The organism is Tenacibaculum ovolyticum DSM 18103 (genome assembly GCF_000430545.1).
GTDB classification, from domain to species: Bacteria; Bacteroidota; Bacteroidia; order Flavobacteriales; family Flavobacteriaceae; genus Polaribacter; species Polaribacter ovolyticus.
Window position 1 is genome coordinate 191308 of sequence record NZ_AUMF01000009.1, and the last position, 18023, is coordinate 209330.

Consider the following 18023-nt stretch of genomic DNA (forward strand, 5'->3'; position numbering starts at 1 on the left):
AAAATTACTAGAGTTTAAGTTTTTTTCAATTTTATTGATATTTATAACTTTAATATCATTATTGATTTTTATAATATTATAATTTAACTTCGCTTCCTCCTTAAAACGGACTCAAGTATTATACATCCCCAAAAACTAACCAATCAACAACGATAACATGAAAAAGTTAATTACAATCATAATCGTAATTTCTACCACCATAACAAATGGTCAAACTTTAAAAGATTCAGTTAACGTAATTTACAAGAACTATTTTGATCTTTTAAAAACAAAACAAAAGCTGGACACCATAGCCTATAAAATTAATAACTTTGAAGAGCTAATGGTTTCAAATAACAAGATTATTAAGGAATTATCCGACGCAGAACTTTTTAGCCTTAAAAAACAGCTAGAACAAAGAACAAAAAAAATAATAAATACCACTGAATTTGTTTTTGCTTCTAACGCTAGTTTAAATGCTATTAAACAATTAGACGCTACTAGCGATTACCTTACTCAAGTATCTAGCTTAAACAACCCTAATAATTCTGACTTAGGTTTTAGTTTATCTCATGATATAGCCAATATCGTTGAGAAAAACATCATTAAAAGAAACAAGAAGGTAAACGGAGTAAAAAAATCTAAATTTTTACTTTTTGTTGATAATATTATCAAATCACCTATTGCGCAAACAATATCTAGCGCAATTCCTGTTGTGAACTCAATAAAATCTATTGTAAACCTAGTTATGGGTAGCGCTCTTAAAGGTAAAGACATATCAATTGACGATGTTATTGAATTAAAAAAATCTTTAAAAGTTTACTTAGAGCATTATGAAGGTTTGGCAAAAGCACAAACTGAATTTGAACAAAATCTAGGTAATTTAGATATTAGAAAAGAAGGTTTAATTTTACTACTAACCCAATACACTAAAGAACGTGCAAATACTTTAAGTCCGAATAGTATACCTAATCAAGATAAAAACCTAACACTTACTGGACTGATTAATAAACATTACACTGAAAAAATGGTTCAGCAAAAAGTTAGTCAAATAATAAACTTAAAGCCATTAGATTATAATGTTCATCTTACTAATAATCTTTTATTATACCCGAACTATGCTTTAAATCAAGCGAAATTTATAAGAGATGAAATAGAGTCTTTAAGCAACGAATATGTTTCAATATTATCAACCTACCAGTCAACATTAAAAAAAGTTCTTGAAAAAAGTAAAAATATTGGAGATGCAAATAAAATTGATGTTAAAATATCTGAGTTAGATAAAAAACTAAAAGAAGTTAAAATCACTTTCTCAGACAATTTAAATCTTTATAAATTAAACACTACTTTTAAGACACTTATGGAGTACTAAATTACTTTAAGTAGCTACTGTATTTTTAATATTTCTATTTTATTTAAATAAATAGACTATTCATCTATACTTATCTTCAAGTCATCTATTTTTTTTTAATTAATTACTACATATAAAACTATCTTTAACATATAAATTTGAATTAAAAAGTTTCATTGTAGTTTTTTTAAATTGATTAGTTTTCAGAAAAGAAGTATTCTTTATAAGGGATTACTTCTTTTCTTTTTACTCATAATTTCTACGGCTTAATTAATATATATTTTACGGTTTTACCTTACTTATTTTATGGTTTATTATTCACTATTCTGTTTAATTCTATTTAATTTGGCAGCTCTTAAGAGACGTCTTAAGTTCTTTTTCATAGCAATTTCCCACCTCTCAAAGAAGTGGGTTTTTTTGTTCTAATTTCTACTGGTTTATTAATATTTATTTTACGGTTATACCTTACTTATTTTATGGTTTTTCACCTACATTCTTACTCTTAATTATTTAATTTTGAAATATTAAATTTTGTATATAGTTTTTTATCCGACAAAAAAACTTTATAAAATCAAGAGTTCAGAAATGAACTCTTTTTTATTGCTTTAACTTTATCACTTTTACTACTGTTATTTTATATTTTGTTAATTTTAGTTAAGTAAGGTTTTACCTTACTTTTTTTACGGTTTTTTCTTATTAATCTTATTTTCAATAACTTATATTTGAGAAATTAAAAACTCAAATTATGTTAAAGAACATTTCAAACTTAGGTTCAGTATTGAACAAATCAGAACAAAAATCTGTCAACGGAGGACGTAAATGTTTCCCGCTCGAGAGTTGCGATATAAATGAAGAATGGGATTTTGGTTCTTGCCAATGTGTATTTTCCAATTCATAATAATTTATCAGCGAACTTCAGTTCGCTTTTTTTATATCTCTTATTCTACTGTTTTTAATTCAATTTTCAGTCGCTCTAACTGCTACAATTATTACTTTCACTATTGTTCTTTTAATATTTGCTTTTAAGTTATAATACTCTTTACTATTCTTGGTCTTATTATAATATTCACAGGTGGATCTGGAATAATTTTCTTTAATGATTCAAACTCTTATAATAATTTTTTCGATAGTTTAGATATACCTATCAATGACTGAAAATTCCTTCATATTTTTAGAATAATATTCATAATAGGCTGGACAATTTCATTTATCTATATACTATATGGCATGTTTTTTTAATTACAATTTATTTATCCTTACTTTTTTATTTTTAATCGATACTTCAATGCCATTTATCTAACATTTAAAATTCATACCTCTTCTTAAATTATATTTACAGTATAGTTTTTTATATAGATAATTAAATATATAGAATTTGTAAATGAAACATAAAGTAAATCTCACCCCATAGAAAAGAGGTCACTAAGAAGAAACATTTATACATTTCTTAATAATATATTTAATTTTACCAGTACTAGATTTTTACATTCTAGTACTGTTTTTTTTAATCATATTTATTAATGATTTTACATTCATAATTAAATTACCCTTTAATTATTACTGTTTGTATTATCTTAATTATTTCACACATCCTTTATAATTTTTACAGGGATATAAAGAACAATTAGAATTACTACTGTTATTTTATAATTCGGTTACTTAAATTTTGACATAAAAAAAATCAACACTTGTTAGGTGTTGATATGCGCTAAGTAATCTTACCTGTAGGTAATAATTGACTATTATTTTGTTATTATGAATATTTTTTCACCTTTGAAAAGATAGATTATAATAAAAATAAGTACAGATATAAGCGTAGATGCAATATGATATGCAACCTAAAACCAAGAATACCTCTCTAAACCTTTCCATTTTTAATTTATTATTAAAATAATAATTGTCAAGTATTTCAACTAAAATGCCGCTTGAATAAAAAATATTAGCTATTATTCCCGAAAGTATTATTCCAAGTATATCAGATACAACAAATATGTTTTCAGTTGCTACATGTATTCCTTTAACTATTCCAAACACTCCAGAAAGTCCAACAAGCGAATTGAAAACCCACCTTTTAGATTCCCACCATTTAATTGCATCTATTATTTTTTTAGATTCGATATTTTCAAGTGTTTTACTCATTAATATTCAGCTTTATATTTCACGCAATAAAGATATATAATATTACCTACCACAATTACATCAATGAACTTTTTCGATTTTTAGGTATCACAGAACCTATAGTTATTTTATATTTGATTTATGATGCTTTATATTTCAATTCTAATCGTTATCGTTATAATTATTTTACCTTTTTTTTATATGACAATAACAAAAAGTAGATAAGAATCAAAAGCCTATTTAATGCTTATTATAATTTCGATCAACTATTATTCGTTTACTTAAATCTTGAACATAAAAACATCTTAATTAAAGTGTTTTGCAGGAAATATTATTTTTGTGGACAACAAGGAATATAATATAACACTGACCTATCAACACTCCATATGCTTAGTTATTGGTTATAGTTTTATTCCTTTCAGTTTATTAAAATCTACAAACTCATTATCTTCAGTTTCATAAATTTTATAAATTCTTTTAATTTTAGTTTTTCTCAATTTTTCAACTATAGAATTAATTTGTAATTCAGATATTTCTTTGTCTATAAATAAAGAATAATAAGCATTTATTTTAATCCATTTTTCTATTGTAGATTCATCTGTATCCGTATTAGTCCGTAAATCTTCAAGTTGATAAATGATATATGGACTTAAATCCAGAAGAAGTTTTTCTATATCGTTCTCAAGATTATCTAAATCTTCAGAATACTCAGATTTTATTTTTATTTTCCCGTTTATATTTTCGGCAAAAACTTTGATGCCATTTTTATTTTCTACTGGTAAATATTGTGATTTTTCACTTTTATCTAAATCTAGAGTTACATTGTTTTTTGTTAAAATAAAGTTAGTGAAATTTTCAGCTTTTATTAATTTGAATTCATCAAATTCAACTTTTTCATTGGTTTTAATTATTAAAGTATCATGGTTTAATTTAAATTTTAAAGAATTACTTTTAATAGAATCGTTAAAATCGTTTTTTATTAGAATTGATATTTTATTTTCATTAGCTTTCCATTCAAATTTCCTTACGGTTAAGTCTGAAAAAATTAAAGAACCTTTTTTAAACTCCAACTTGCTTGTTTCTTTAATTTCAAACCACTTTCCTATTAGTTCTTTTTCATGTTTATTTTTTTTACACGAAAATAGAATTAAAGAAAACAGTAAAATTGTAAGTGTCTTTTTCATCCTGTAAATTATAGCTAATGTTTTTCAGATATGGTTAAGTACGTATATAAAAGAGCTGTTCTTTAGATTAAGTAACAAAACCCGTATTAATTATAGTAATTACTGTAAATCGTTATTTTATCATTTCAAAGGAAGTATCAACAAAAGCAGTAAAGGATTTAGTCTTCATATAAGTCGCTTGAACTTTATACTCATAAAAACCTTCATTATCAGAAAAAATAAAAACAAGCTCCGATAAATCTTTTGATTTATTTTTAGGAGTATAATTAGCTCTAATTTTTTTGTTTGTATCAATATATTTATTAATCACAACAGACCATTTATCTTTTTCTGTACTTTTATTTTCAAAGTCAATTAAAGTTAAAGGTTTTCCTGAGTTTTTAATACTAATTCCACCAAGATCGAAGTCAAAATCTAAATTTGATGTCTCCAAGTCTGAAATAGTTATTATTCTCTTAAACTTTCCGTTGTTTCTTAGGTTAGAATTTTCCTCTATGTTTTTAGGTATTAGTAATAAAAGATCATCTTTTTGAACAATTAGAGATTCTATTTTTTTTGTTTTAAATTCTTTATGATGTAAATAATCGGGTGAATCATATTCCAGTTTACTTTTTTTATTTTTAATATTACTTATATAGAAAGTATTATTAATAATAGAATCAACTCTTTGAAATTCATCTTTCAAAGGGTAAGGTTTATCAAAAACCATATAATATGGAGGAGAAACACTATCTAATTCTTTATTTAGTTTTAAGTATCTTCTTTCAATCTCTGTAGCATATTTATACTTGCTTATTTTTTCTTGAATAATTTCAAAACCAACGTATAAAGTTATTGCTAATAAACAAATTATTGGAGCTAAGAATGAGTACCAAGGCGCATAACTTTTAGGATAAACTGATATTACCTTTTGTTCACAAACTTGATTTATTTTAAAGACACCTTTTTTGTTTCTTATAGTCCATTGAGTTTCTATTGGAAAAAAAGGAACGAACATTACATGAAAGTATTTAACTCTTTTCTCTATTTGTGGTATTTCTACAGATAAACTTTTATTAGTATTCCATAAATCAAATCCATCATATTCAACGGCAAAACTCTCTGCTTCATCTTTAGAAATATTGAATTTACCTAATTTATATGTTTTGACTTTTACTGTTCTAAATCCAAATCTAATTGCAGGCATATTTTTGTTTAATTATTTACAATGTTTAACTACGCGTAGTAAGAGATTAAAAATCGATTAAGCACTTAGCTAAAACTTTTTATTTTGTTTTATTTTTCTGTTCTAAAGCCAAATCAGAAAGATTTGGCGGATATTATAAAATACACTAAACTTTGGTTTATGCACCAAAACCCGTATTAATTATGGGCTTTGGTGCCAACTTTTGTTAACTTACAAATCAACAGGCTTAGTAAAAATAGCGCCAATTTTAACATACATTGCTATTGGAAAGAGAATATGATCTTCTTCATACATTAAACCTGAATCGATATGTTTATTAGATTCATAATTGAAATATGAAGGTATCAAAATGTTTTTACCATTCTCAGGGTTTGTAATATTAAACCCGAAAAAGGTAATTTCATCAAAGAATTTAATTATATCACTTATTCTAAATTCACCTCCTGGGTTTATTTTATTAAAGTAATCAGTTATTTTCTTTTCTTCATTTTTAATTGAAAAACGATAAGGTTTTGTTTTCCCATTGCTCATTTGCATTTTTGAGTCCATTATTTCAAATAATTTCCCTTTATAAGCATAAGTTAATTCATCTATATCAACCTTTTCATAATCTATTATATTAAGGAAGCTCCAAACATTTAATTCATCAACAATTCCTATCTCAGATTTTCCATCCTTGGTCATTTTATATTCAACTAAAGAATATTTCATTATTGAACTATCTGGTATTACTATAAATCTAAAACTTCCTTTTTCTAGAACTTTTGTATATACAGGTTTTTTTCCATATTCATTTGGATGAGCTAACCAATCTCCCAATCTGTTTTCAACATCAGCAGAATCTCTTTCAGGTAATTCTGTTTTTATTAATTTAGTATTACTTGATGAGTTGAAGAATTTGGAGAAGAATTTTATCATTTTTATCGTTATTTTTAAATTATTGGCAACGTTTCATGCATGTTGCGTTTGCTTCTCGAAGGGATCATATGCAATATACAAATTGTTGTTATGCCTATTTTCTTCGATAATTCTTTATTTTTAACCGATCTAAAATTTATTTTTTATTAGTTAAAATAAAGCGAGCAACGATAATGTCAAATCGCCCACCTAAAATCGTCTTTTGAATTGGATTTACTAAAGGAAAATCTGTTGAACTGGATAATCCTGATACGGTTACCGATCCATCAGCTCCCATAGCAATGCCTTCAAAAGTATCCGAACCGTTTCCTCCATATAAAGTTGAATAAAGGAGATTTAATCCATCTTTGTCTAACAAGGTAATAAAAGCGTTATCCTCTCCGTTTCGTTTAGATTGCGTATGAGAAGTTGTAGGGAAATTATCAGAGGAAGTCTTTCCAACAATGTATGCATTGCCGCATAAATCTGTTGCAAAATTCCTTGGGCGATCTCGTTTATTTCCTCCCAAATAAGTTGAATAAACAATGTTTGAATCTTGGATATTGAATTTGGATATAAAAATATCCATACCTCCATTAAGTTTTTTTTGAAGAGCATTTTGTGTTATGGGAAAATTCAATGAATGCGTAAACCCCATTGTGTATATATTACCTAAAGAATCAAAATCAATCCCCTTAAGCTGGTCATTTCCTTCTCCACCCCAATAAGTAGCAAAGTTAATAGCTGATCTATTCTTGTTAATTACGGCTAAAAAAGCATCATTATCTCCTTTATTTTTACTCTGTATAGCATTTTTGACAGGAAAATCAATAGAACTAGTTGTACCACCTATATAGATTTGACCAGTGCTGTCTAACTTAATTGAGAAACCAATATCATCACCAGACCCACCTAGATAAGTTGATGTCAGTATTTTTCCATCAGAATTAAGAATTGCAATGAATGCGTCTATTCCACCAGCGGATTTAGGTTGTAAAGCTTCATTCGTTGTCGGAAAATCTTTTGACGCTGTCCAACCAACAACATAAACATTACCATATTGATCAATATTTATATACCTACCATCTTCTTCATTACTTCCCCCGAGAAATGTTGACCACACTATTTTTCCTTCAGCGTTGATTTTAACAACAAAAGCATCTTTTCTTCCTCCAAAAGTTCGTTGAAATGAATTTTCATCAGCAGGGAAATCAGATGAAAAAGTAGTTCCAATAACATAGATATTGCTATCGGAATCAGAAATCACCCCTTGTACGGCTTCCCATTTTGAGCCGCCCATTTGAGTTATATAACCTATATCATTTCCTTCATTATCTAATTTAATTACAAATGCATCCATACCATTGTTAAGCGTGTAAGGGTATTTATCGATACCAGGTAGATTTTGAGAATTTGAATGACAGCCGAGGTAAGTATTACCTAAAGAGTCAACAGTAACGACATCGGCATCATCAACTCCAATATTCCCATAATAAGAGGAAAAGGTAACCTTTGGGTTTAGTTCCTGTCCTTGTATTTTAAATAAAATAAATAGTAGAAAAAGTAAAGTAAATGACTTATGTGAAAACAGTTTATTGTATGACGTTTGTCTTGATTGTGCAATTTCTTTGAATATCATATAGCAATTAAATAAAATTTTCGATTGATGCCGTTGTGTATACACAAAATTAAAGATAATTTCTCGTACGCATCACAAACGTTAAATATATAGAAGTTGGGCGGAAAATAAGCAATTACTTTCGGTTTAGCCACAAGCCAAATCTTTTGTGTTTTGTTTTAAGTTTTCTCTTTAATACCAAATCAAAAGATTTGGCGACTTTGCAAATAAGGTAATGCATTTATCTGCTATTGCTCATAATTTAAAGAAATACTTAAAATTCATTACTAAAAAGATTAAAAATGATACAGGAGTATCATTTTTAGATATTTTATCTAAATATGTCTTTAAAAGCAAACAAATGTTTGTTTTAAGCTCACTTAATTTCAACTTTTAGGAAGCCTGATAAAAGAATAAAAGCCCTAAAAAAGGCTTGTTTTATCGCTGTTTTTATAAAATTATAGGCTTGCGCAACGGTTACCATTGCTGTAAAACGTTTTTTATTCACATTTATAATCCGTTATAATCTCCTGATAAACATCCAGGGAATTGCATCACATAATTATTTGTTGAGCTGTAGGCTAATTTTGAATAACCTTTAGATTTTATTTTATTCACTGTTTTTTCATACAAGTTACTCTCTTTTATAACTTTCATATTAGCATCCATTGGGTCTAATCCGTTGATTTCATAAATCAGTTTATTAATTCCGACACAAAATCTAATCAATGCAGTTTCTCCACTATATTTTTCTCCATATTCATTTTCTACTGCGTTTTCAGATTCCGATATTATATCATCAATAGATAATTTTCCATTTTGAATGTAAACTATTTGAGAAAAAACTCCAGACATTTCGAGATATTGTTTCTCACTTATCTCGTTATCATTTCCAAAAATATCTTTTAAAGCATAATATCTTGATGCTATATTTTTAGTTGCAGGGTCTCTTTTATTCAAAAAATATAATCCAACTATTATTATCAATACAATTCCAATTATCCAACTCATTTTACAGTTTTCTTTAATGTTTTACAACCTATAAATAAACACACTGATGTGTTTATTTTTATTATATAGACACACTTGTATCTATCTCTTTCAAACATACTAATTAATTTTAAGCTGTAAAACATTTTAAAACCCAACAGCTTCTCTAAGTTTAATAACTTAGTGAACACAAATTAAAACGTTATAATATTTATTAGCTAACCGTATATTATGCTATTAATATACGGCTAGTTATACTTACCAAAATTATATCAATGATCTTTTCCGTTTTTAAAGGTATCGAGATACCTACACTTTTAATTAATTTTGTTTTTACTATTTTTACTTTATGGAATACAACTATGACCAACTTAACATCGGATTTGTGGAACCAAGAAAGACTTCTTTTTTCACCAAACTGACAGCTTTCTTATTAATCACAGCTTTTGTTTCAATACCTTTATCTCAAATTACTCCAGACTTCAAACATTGTATTACCGTTTATACAAATGGATGCTTAGGCATAATGCCAATTCCTAAATGCTTTTGCTTTTAACTACACTTTTTTTATATTGTTTATTGAATACACTTAGTACTAGGTACGTTTTACCCACACTTAGAAGATCCACAATCATTACAAGTTAAACAGCCTTCTTGGTAAATTAAATTATTAGAATTACAATTATCACAAGCCTGACCTTTTACTTCTGTACCATCTTCAACATAACGTTTTAACGCACGTACAACACCGTTTTTCCATGTATTAATAGACTCACTATCTAATTGTAAACTCTGAATCAATTCAACAATTTTATCAATTGGCATCCCATGACGTAATGTTCCAGAAAACAGCTTTGCATAATTCCAAAACTCAGGATTAAACTTGTGTGACAAGCCTTCAATTGTTGTTTTATATCCTCTTTTGTTTTTATATTGAAAATCATAACGCGAAGTACCGTCTTCATTTCTATTTTTTAAGATTAAACCATCCTCTACCGAACGCGGTATTAAAATACCATCTTCATCATCAATTAAACCTGTAAAAATCTCGTACGGATTACCATCAACCAAACCTATAAAAGCAATCCATTTTTCTTTTTTATTCTGAAAACGAACAACATCTGCCTCCAATACTTCTGGGCGTTTAATCGGGACTGAGGTTAACACATTACCTTTCTTTTCTTCCTTTTTTTCGTCATTAGAAATTAAGACTCCCGAACGAGAACCATCTCTATAAACTGTTACTCCTTTACAACCAACTTCCCAAGCTTTTAAATACAAATCACCTACCAAATCTTCACTAACATCGTTTGGCAAATTTATAGTTACACTAATAGAGTGATCTACCCATTTTTGCACAGCTCCTTGCATGGTTACTTTACTCAACCAATCAACATCATTAGAGGTTGCCTTATAATACGGCGATTTTTTTATTAAAACATCTAATTCTTCTTGTGAGAAATTTTTAGAGGAATCAATATTATTTACCTCCATCCACTGTTTAAATCGATGATGAAAAACCACATATTCTTCCCACGAATCACCAACCTCATCCACAAAATCTACCCGAGAACCTTTATCATTAGGGTTTACTTTTTTTCTTCTCTTATAAACTGGCATAAAAACAGGTTCTATACCCGACGAAGTTTGTGTCATTAAACTTGTTGTTCCTGTTGGAGCAATTGTTAACAATGCAATGTTTCTTCGACCGTGTTCTAACATTTCATAATACAGCTTACTATCTGCTTCTTTTAAACGTAGAATAAACGGATTCTCTTTTTCTCTTTCTGAATTATATATTGAAAAAGCACCTCGCTCTTTCGCTAAATTTACAGAGGCTCTATAGGTTTCTATCCCTAATACTTTATGTACTTTCTCTGAGAAGTCATTCCCCTCATCACTTCCATACCTTATTCCTAAAGCTGCTAACATATCTCCTTCGGCAGTAATTCCAATACCTGTTCTTCTACCTTCATGCGCTTTTTTTCGAATATTTAACCAAAGGTTCTTTTCGGTAGCCTTTACGTTGTCTAACTCAGGATCTGCTTCAATTTTCTCTAATATCTTATCAATCTTCTCTAATTCTAAATCAATAATATCATCCATCATTCTTTGAGCAATTACAATATGCTTTTTAAATAACTCGAAGTTAAATGCAGCTTTCTCTGTAAACGGATTTTCTACATATGAAAATAAGTTAATTGCTAATAAGCGACATGAATCGTACGGACATAAAGGTATTTCTCCACATGGGTTCGTAGATACTGTTTTATATCCTAAATCGGCATAACAATCTGGCACCGATTCGTTAATAATTGTATCCCAAAATAAAATTCCTGGTTCAGCAGATTTCCATGCATTATGCACTATTTTTTTCCACAACTTTTTTGCAGGCACCGTTTTTGAAACTTTTGGTGTTGCGCTAAAAACTGGATATTTCTGTATATAATCTTCCTCCTTTTTTACAGCTCTCATAAATGCATCATCAATTCTAACTGATACATTGGCTCCTGTAACTTTTCCTTGCGTTAATTTTGCATCGATAAAATCTTCAGAATCTGGATGGTTTATAGAAACGGATAACATTAATGCTCCACGACGACCATCTTGTGCTACTTCTCTTGTAGAATTTGAATACCGCTCCATAAAAGGAACAATTCCTGTTGATGTTAGTGCGGAGTTCTTTACAGGTGATCCTTTAGGTCTGATATGTGATAAATCATGACCAACACCTCCACGCCTTTTCATTAACTGCACTTGCTCTTGATCAATTTTCATAATTCCTCCGTAAGAATCAGAATCTCCATCATTACCAATTACAAAGCAATTAGATAGTGAACCTACTTGAAACGTATTTCCTATTCCTGCCATAGGACTTCCTTGTGGAACAATATATTTAAAGTCTTTAATTACTTCAAATATTTCTGATGCTGTTAACGGGTTTTTATACTTCTTCTCAACTCTTGCAATTTCTTTTGCAATCCTTTCATGCATGTCATTAGGAGTACGTTCATAAATATTTCCGTCAGAATCTTTCAGTGCATATTTATTTAACCAAACGCTTGCTGCTAAATCATCATTTTTAAAATAATTTAGTGCTGCTGTTAATGCTTCTTCCCTTGTATATGTCGTTTTAGAGGTAACTTTTATTGTAGGTTTCATTGTTTTTCTCAGAGAATTTAACTTTAAACTTAATAGCTCTAAGTTAAAAAAAATAAAAATAAAAAAGATGACTTATATCATAAAGCAAACAGAAACAAAACGCAATAACCTAACAAACAGCTAATTAAAAACTTACTAACAGTAAAATGTTTACAAAAAAAATATTTAAAAGCTTAAAGTAAATTAATCAACTCACTTCTAATTTATAACCAACACCATGAATATTTATCAACTTAATAGTTTTATCTTCTTTTAATTTTTTTCGTAATTTAGAGATGTAAGTATCTAAGCTACGCCCTACGAAAACACCTTTATCTTCCCAAACCTTCTTTGTTAACTCTTCTCTTTTTATAATTTGATTCGGGTTTGCCACGAAAATAGCCAATAGCTCACATTCTTTTTTAGAAAGACATATTTCTACCGCTTGTTTTACTAATTTATTTTGGTCTGGATAAAACTGAAAACTCCCTATATCTGTATGCCTTTTAACTTCAGCTTCAATATTTACTACTTTCTTCTTTTTAAAAAAGATAAAATCTATTACAAAAACAATTATTAAAAGAAACAATCCTATTAAAAAGAATAGACTACTAACAATAGAAGTTTCTTCTTTAATAAATTTAACTTGAATATTATAACAATTTTCAGGCAGAAGTCTTCCTGCACATGGTGTAATTACATCTTCTACTAAAAAACTCATTTGATAACTATACGCAACTTCGTTATCTGAACATTGTAAAACTTCTACTCTATAAGATTCAGACAACGCTACTTTTTTTAAACTCTCTTTAACAAGCGTAACTAATTTACCTGGATCAAAAGAAAGCTTACTCTTAAACGACAATCCATACTTAAAATTAGCTAATTCAACCACAGGTAAAACCAATGAGGTAGAATCTTTATTAATGAGTAATAATTGATTACCGACATCGCGTAAAGAAATTTTAACTTTCTCTGAAAAGTCTTTGTTTTTTTTATTGAATGAAGAAAATAGTAGCCCTAAAAAAAGAAAAAAAGCCAAGCCACTGTATATGTAAATCTTTGTTTTATTCATAATACCAGTAAATAACATACATTTTCATGACTTTTTGTAACTATTCACATTTCTTTTACACTTTTTTGACACTCTTTAAACGTATGAAACTTACTTTGATCATATTTCTATTACACTAGCTGTTTTTATAGGCTACAATAAGTAAACAATATAGTTGCAACATAAAAACCATTACTCAAATTAATATCGAGTAATGGTTTAGTTTAGAAATTTATTATAATCACAAAAACTACTTATTAACTATATGTTAATTTGCATTATTTTTAATTTTATAGCTATAAATTGTTTCAGAAATAGTAAACCAACAGAAGTAATATATTCCTCCTGAAAAGATAATATCTCCAATCATTCGAAGCCATTTCAAAGTTTGTACTACAGGTGAATATAATAGTTCAGCATCTCTAGCAAAAGAATATCCTTTTGTAATTGAAGTATATGCTTGAATTATACCTATTGGCAATAAACTAAATAACACCATGGCTACTAAGCCTATATTTAACAGCCAGAAAGCTCTTTTTAATTTTTTACTTTCCCATACTCTATTAGAATAAAAGCGTAAACAAATAAGAATGAACCCCATCCCTAACATTCCATATACACCAAATAAGGCTGTATGTGCATGAACTGCCGTAGTATTTAACCCTTGTATGTAGTATAAAGCAATTGGTGGATTAATTAAAAACCCGAATACACCAGCTCCTATAAAATTCCAAAACGACACAGCGATAAAGAAAAAGATTGGCCATTTATATCTTTGCATCCAAGGCTTACTTTTTAAAAGAGTCCAACTCTCTTTAATTTCAAACCCCATTAATGTTAAAGGAACAACTTCTAATGCACTAAAAGTGGCACCCAAAGCTATGGCTTGAACTGGAGTTCCTGAATAGTATAAATGGTGTAAAGTTCCTATAATACCTCCTGCTAAAAATATAGTTGCAGATGCTACTGAAACTCTCCCCGCAGTTCTAGCAGATATTATTTCCATTTTAGAGAAAATAAACGCAATTACTACAGTTGCAAAAACTTCAAAAAACCCTTCAACCCATAAATGAACCAGCCACCATCTCCAATAATTAATAACTGGCAAACTACTATTTTCACCATACATTAATCCAGAGAAAAAGAACATACCAATTGCCACTACTGATATTAATAAAATAATTAACAACTGTTTAGATTCATCATTTTTTCGAATAGCATACATAATATGTCTTCCAACCATAAACACCCATAATATTAAGCCTATACCAAGAAATATTTGCCAGAATCTACCTAAATCCATATACTCATATCCTTGATGTCCAAAGAAAAAGTTAGTTGTTAAATCTAAAAATTGGTGTACTCCAAGCCATTCTCCAAGCATAGACCCTAATACTATAATAAGTAGTGCTACAAATAAGAAATTGATTCCAAAATTTTGATATTTGAATTCCCTCCCAGAAATCATTGGCGCCAAAAATAAACCAGTAGCTAACCAGGTTGCTGCAATCCAAAACACGGCTAATTGCGTATGCCAAGTTCTAGTAATAGAATATGGTAAGTAACTTGCTAAGTCAAAGCCAAAAAAAGCTTGCCCCTCTACTGTGTAATGTACTGTTATGATACCTAGAACTACTTGTAGCCCAATTAAAAGTGAAATAACAATAAAATATTTTAGAACAGCTTTTTGTGAACCTACTAATTTCATTCCTACCAAAGGATCTTTTTCAGGCTGCGTTATAATATCTCCTTTTTCATGGTTCTTTAAATAATAGAAGGTTAAAATACCAATAAAAAGAAGTAATAAAACTATTGATAACCCAGACCATATAAGAGAATCTTTGGTTATAACATTATCAATTAAAGGCTCATGTGGCCAATTAGAAGTGTACGTATAATCTTCATTAGGTCTATTAGTACTAGCTGCCCAAGAAGTCCAAAATAAAAAGGCATTCAGTTGTTCTAACTTAACAACATCTGTTAAAGCTCCCTTAGGAATAGCGTACTCTTCTTTTCCTTCAGAAAAAATAGAGGTATAGTGCTTTACATTCGCTTTAATAGCTGCCAATCTTTCTTTTGATATTGTAACTGTTTTTGTAGTATTATTAAATGTATTAGTTTTAATATCATTAATCAAACGGGCTTTTATCGCCGCTTTATTTTCTACATCTAAATTATCATACGATGTATTAAAATCAGTATTAGACCAATGTTTTAGTAAAAAAACCGCTTCTTTATGTATCCAATCTGCTGTCCAGTCAGGAGCTACATAACTACCATGCCCCCATATAGAACCTACTTCCATACCTCCAATAGACTCCCAAACATTCTGACCTATTTGAATATCTTCTTTTGTATAAACAATATCTCCAGAACCTTTTACAACAACCTTATCAGGTATAGGTGGTTGTGTTTGATATACTTCAGTTCCAACCCAAATTAGTGCTATAAACGAAAGGGTTACAACGCTAATAAATGCTATCCATGTTTTTCTCATGTTTCCTTCTAGTTTTGTAGAGTTTTTTCTAATTCAACTCCTTTTTTAAATAAAATATTATTCTCTAAATGAATGTGCTTGTGCAAATCGTTTTCAAATTCTTGTAATAAAAGATAGGCAACTTTATATGTAGTACATGCATCTACAGGAGGTGCGTAATTGTTACTTAATTCTGATATTTTTCTAAATCGATGCCCCTCGTTATCATGCTCTTCATGCATCATTGCAATTGGGCTTGTAACACTATCAAATTGCGAACTAGAAACTGCTGTATTATTTTTACTAGCTTCAGCCAACTTTTTAAAATAAGGGAACAGTATAAATTCTTCCTTTTTCATATGTGTTGTTAAATCGTTCGCACTCTCAGTAAACAACTTATATATTTCAAATAACTCTGGATGTCCCACACCGTGTACTTTACATAGCTTATCTAGATATTGTTTAATTTCAGGCACCTTCTTTTCAATATATTTATGATGCTTATTATAAATATAATCTGAAAGAAAATCAATATCCCAAGATTGATAATTGTTTGTATCTGTTTCTGTCTTAAAGCAATCTGATAATTGCTTAATTAGTATGTTTTCCTTAACATTATTTGAGTTACATACAGTTTCTATACTTCTATTTCCGTTACAGCAAAAATCTATTCCATAAGATTTAAAAATGTTAGCAGACTTATAATTTTCTGCAACAATATTGCTTACTAATGTTTTATTATTAATATCCATTATTTAGTGTTGATTGATTTTAAAAGTTATATAGTTCATTTTTTCATTTAGCATCGTGCTAAATGACTATTCAGGATGTTTATATCATAAATATTTTTCAGTGGTTTTATTTAAGTTTTAAGTATTCTTTATAGGGTGATTCTATATATTCTTTGAAATATTTAGGGTAATCAGTAGTTATTCCTTGAAACTTCTTTTCATTCTATTTTATTTGTTATTTTTTTTAATTGGTTAAATCCAAAAAAGAAAAGACATATCATTTTTATTACCTCCAATAAAACAAACACAAAATGAAAATTACCTTTCTTTACTTCTATGCCTTGAATAATTAGTTCTGCTTGTTCATTTAAAATAGGTAACAACCAAAATGTTTGTAGTATTACTATAAAAATCACAGTGAGAAAAGTATATAAAAATTGTAGTTTTTGTTTTCTTAAAGGCATTACCAAACTTGCAATTATCGTTATTAAAAAAACGATCTCCATTATATTTAAAGCATTAAAAACAAGCCTTCCAATTCCTAAGCCAAGCTTAGTTGTTATACCTGGTGCTTGAAATTTCAACCATGATTCCATAAAACTTATAGCACCTACAAAACCAATCCAAATAAAGGTTATAATGATTGTTTTTTTCATAACGTATACACGGATCTTTTTATCCGTTTTAAATTTAATTTTTTTTTATCTTTTTAAAAAAAATGTATCAATACTCATATCGTTAACAAGCATTAACAACGTTGTGTTATTTAACATTGATTTCAGTTTGTTTCTAACCTCAACAAACTGATAATGAAGAGGGCAAGGTGATTTTGAATTACATTCACTTAAACCCAAACCACAACTCGTATAAATAGCATCTCCATCTAACACCTTAACAACATCACTTAGCTTAATCGTTTCCATTTTACCGTTTTCTATAATAAAACCTCCATAAGGTCCTTTTATCGATTTAACAATATTGTTTCTTGTGAGTTGTTGTAATACTTTAGCCGTAAACGCTTGCGGAGAGTTTATAGCTTCAGATATAGTAGATAGACTTACTTTAACGTCTTGTGCGCTCTGTTGTGCAATATATATTACTGCCCGAAGTCCATATTCACATGATTTTGAAAACATTTTTTTATTATTATAATGCAAATTTAGAGGATATTTTCATAACAGACAAACATATCCTCTATAAAATATTTATTGATAAAAAAATTGTTGCAATTACCTAAATGATTAATCTTATTTTATTAAGTATTAATACTATAAATAATTGCAACAATAAACGCTATA

Annotated in this window: 13 protein-coding genes; 1 reads left to right on the top strand and 12 read right to left on the bottom strand. The window is 28.5% G+C overall.

Translation table 11 applies throughout. From position 1 onward, the window contains the following. Window positions 1–157 precede the first annotated feature (157 nt). The gene (locus tag H518_RS0102145) at window positions 158–1351 is read left to right on the top strand and encodes a hypothetical protein (protein ID WP_028887553.1); all 1194 of its coding nucleotides are present in this window, start codon (window positions 158–160) and stop codon (window positions 1349–1351) included. 1746 nt (window positions 1352–3097) lie between these two features. On the opposite strand, the gene H518_RS0102150 is transcribed toward H518_RS0102145, so the two are convergent. The 12 genes from H518_RS0102150 to H518_RS0102210 form a co-directional block, all read right to left on the bottom strand. After that, complete coding sequence (locus tag H518_RS0102150) at window positions 3098–3469, bottom strand: hypothetical protein (RefSeq protein ID WP_043706354.1); 372 nt, start codon at window positions 3467–3469, stop codon at window positions 3098–3100. A 380-nt stretch (window positions 3470–3849) separates the two neighbouring features. Further along, complete coding sequence (locus H518_RS0102155) at window positions 3850–4632, bottom strand: hypothetical protein (protein WP_028887555.1); 783 nt, start codon at window positions 4630–4632, stop codon at window positions 3850–3852. A 112-nt stretch (window positions 4633–4744) separates the two neighbouring features. Continuing rightward, window positions 4745–5818 carry a hypothetical protein gene (locus H518_RS0102160; protein ID WP_028887556.1) on the bottom strand — a complete coding sequence of 358 codons (1074 nt, stop codon included), beginning with the start codon at window positions 5816–5818 and terminating at the stop codon, window positions 4745–4747. 210 nt (window positions 5819–6028) lie between these two features. Next, complete coding sequence (locus tag H518_RS0102165; RefSeq protein WP_028887557.1) at window positions 6029–6736, bottom strand: hypothetical protein; 708 nt, start codon at window positions 6734–6736, stop codon at window positions 6029–6031. A 136-nt stretch (window positions 6737–6872) separates the two neighbouring features. Next, window positions 6873–8354 (bottom strand): SBBP repeat-containing protein, encoded by a 1482-nt coding sequence (locus tag H518_RS0102170; protein WP_028887558.1) that lies wholly within the window; start codon window positions 8352–8354, stop codon window positions 6873–6875. A 489-nt stretch (window positions 8355–8843) separates the two neighbouring features. Then, on the bottom strand, window positions 8844–9344 hold the full coding sequence (locus H518_RS0102180) for a hypothetical protein (RefSeq protein WP_028887559.1): 501 nt from the start codon (window positions 9342–9344) through the stop codon (window positions 8844–8846). A gap of 585 nt (window positions 9345–9929) precedes the next feature. Beyond that, complete coding sequence (locus H518_RS0102185) at window positions 9930–12485, bottom strand: adenosylcobalamin-dependent ribonucleoside-diphosphate reductase (RefSeq protein WP_028887560.1); 2556 nt, start codon at window positions 12483–12485, stop codon at window positions 9930–9932. Window positions 12486–12672: 187 nt separating this feature from the next. Beyond that, on the bottom strand, window positions 12673–13539 hold the full coding sequence (locus H518_RS0102190; RefSeq protein WP_240472484.1) for a winged helix-turn-helix domain-containing protein: 867 nt from the start codon (window positions 13537–13539) through the stop codon (window positions 12673–12675). 247 nt (window positions 13540–13786) lie between these two features. Then, entirely contained in the window at window positions 13787–16015 is a 2229-nt protein-coding gene (locus H518_RS19055; protein ID WP_043706356.1) for a nitric-oxide reductase large subunit, read from the bottom strand. Between the two features lie 8 nt (window positions 16016–16023). After that, window positions 16024–16746, bottom strand: a complete 723-nt coding sequence (gene ric, locus H518_RS0102200; protein ID WP_028887562.1) for an iron-sulfur cluster repair di-iron protein — start codon at window positions 16744–16746, stop codon at window positions 16024–16026. A 197-nt stretch (window positions 16747–16943) separates the two neighbouring features. Then, window positions 16944–17381, bottom strand: a complete 438-nt coding sequence (locus H518_RS0102205) for a hypothetical protein (protein WP_028887563.1) — start codon at window positions 17379–17381, stop codon at window positions 16944–16946. A gap of 45 nt (window positions 17382–17426) precedes the next feature. Beyond that, window positions 17427–17861: an RrF2 family transcriptional regulator gene (locus tag H518_RS0102210; protein ID WP_028887564.1), complete on the bottom strand. Its 435-nt coding sequence runs from the start codon at window positions 17859–17861 to the stop codon at window positions 17427–17429. Window positions 17862–18023: the final 162 nt, after the last annotated feature.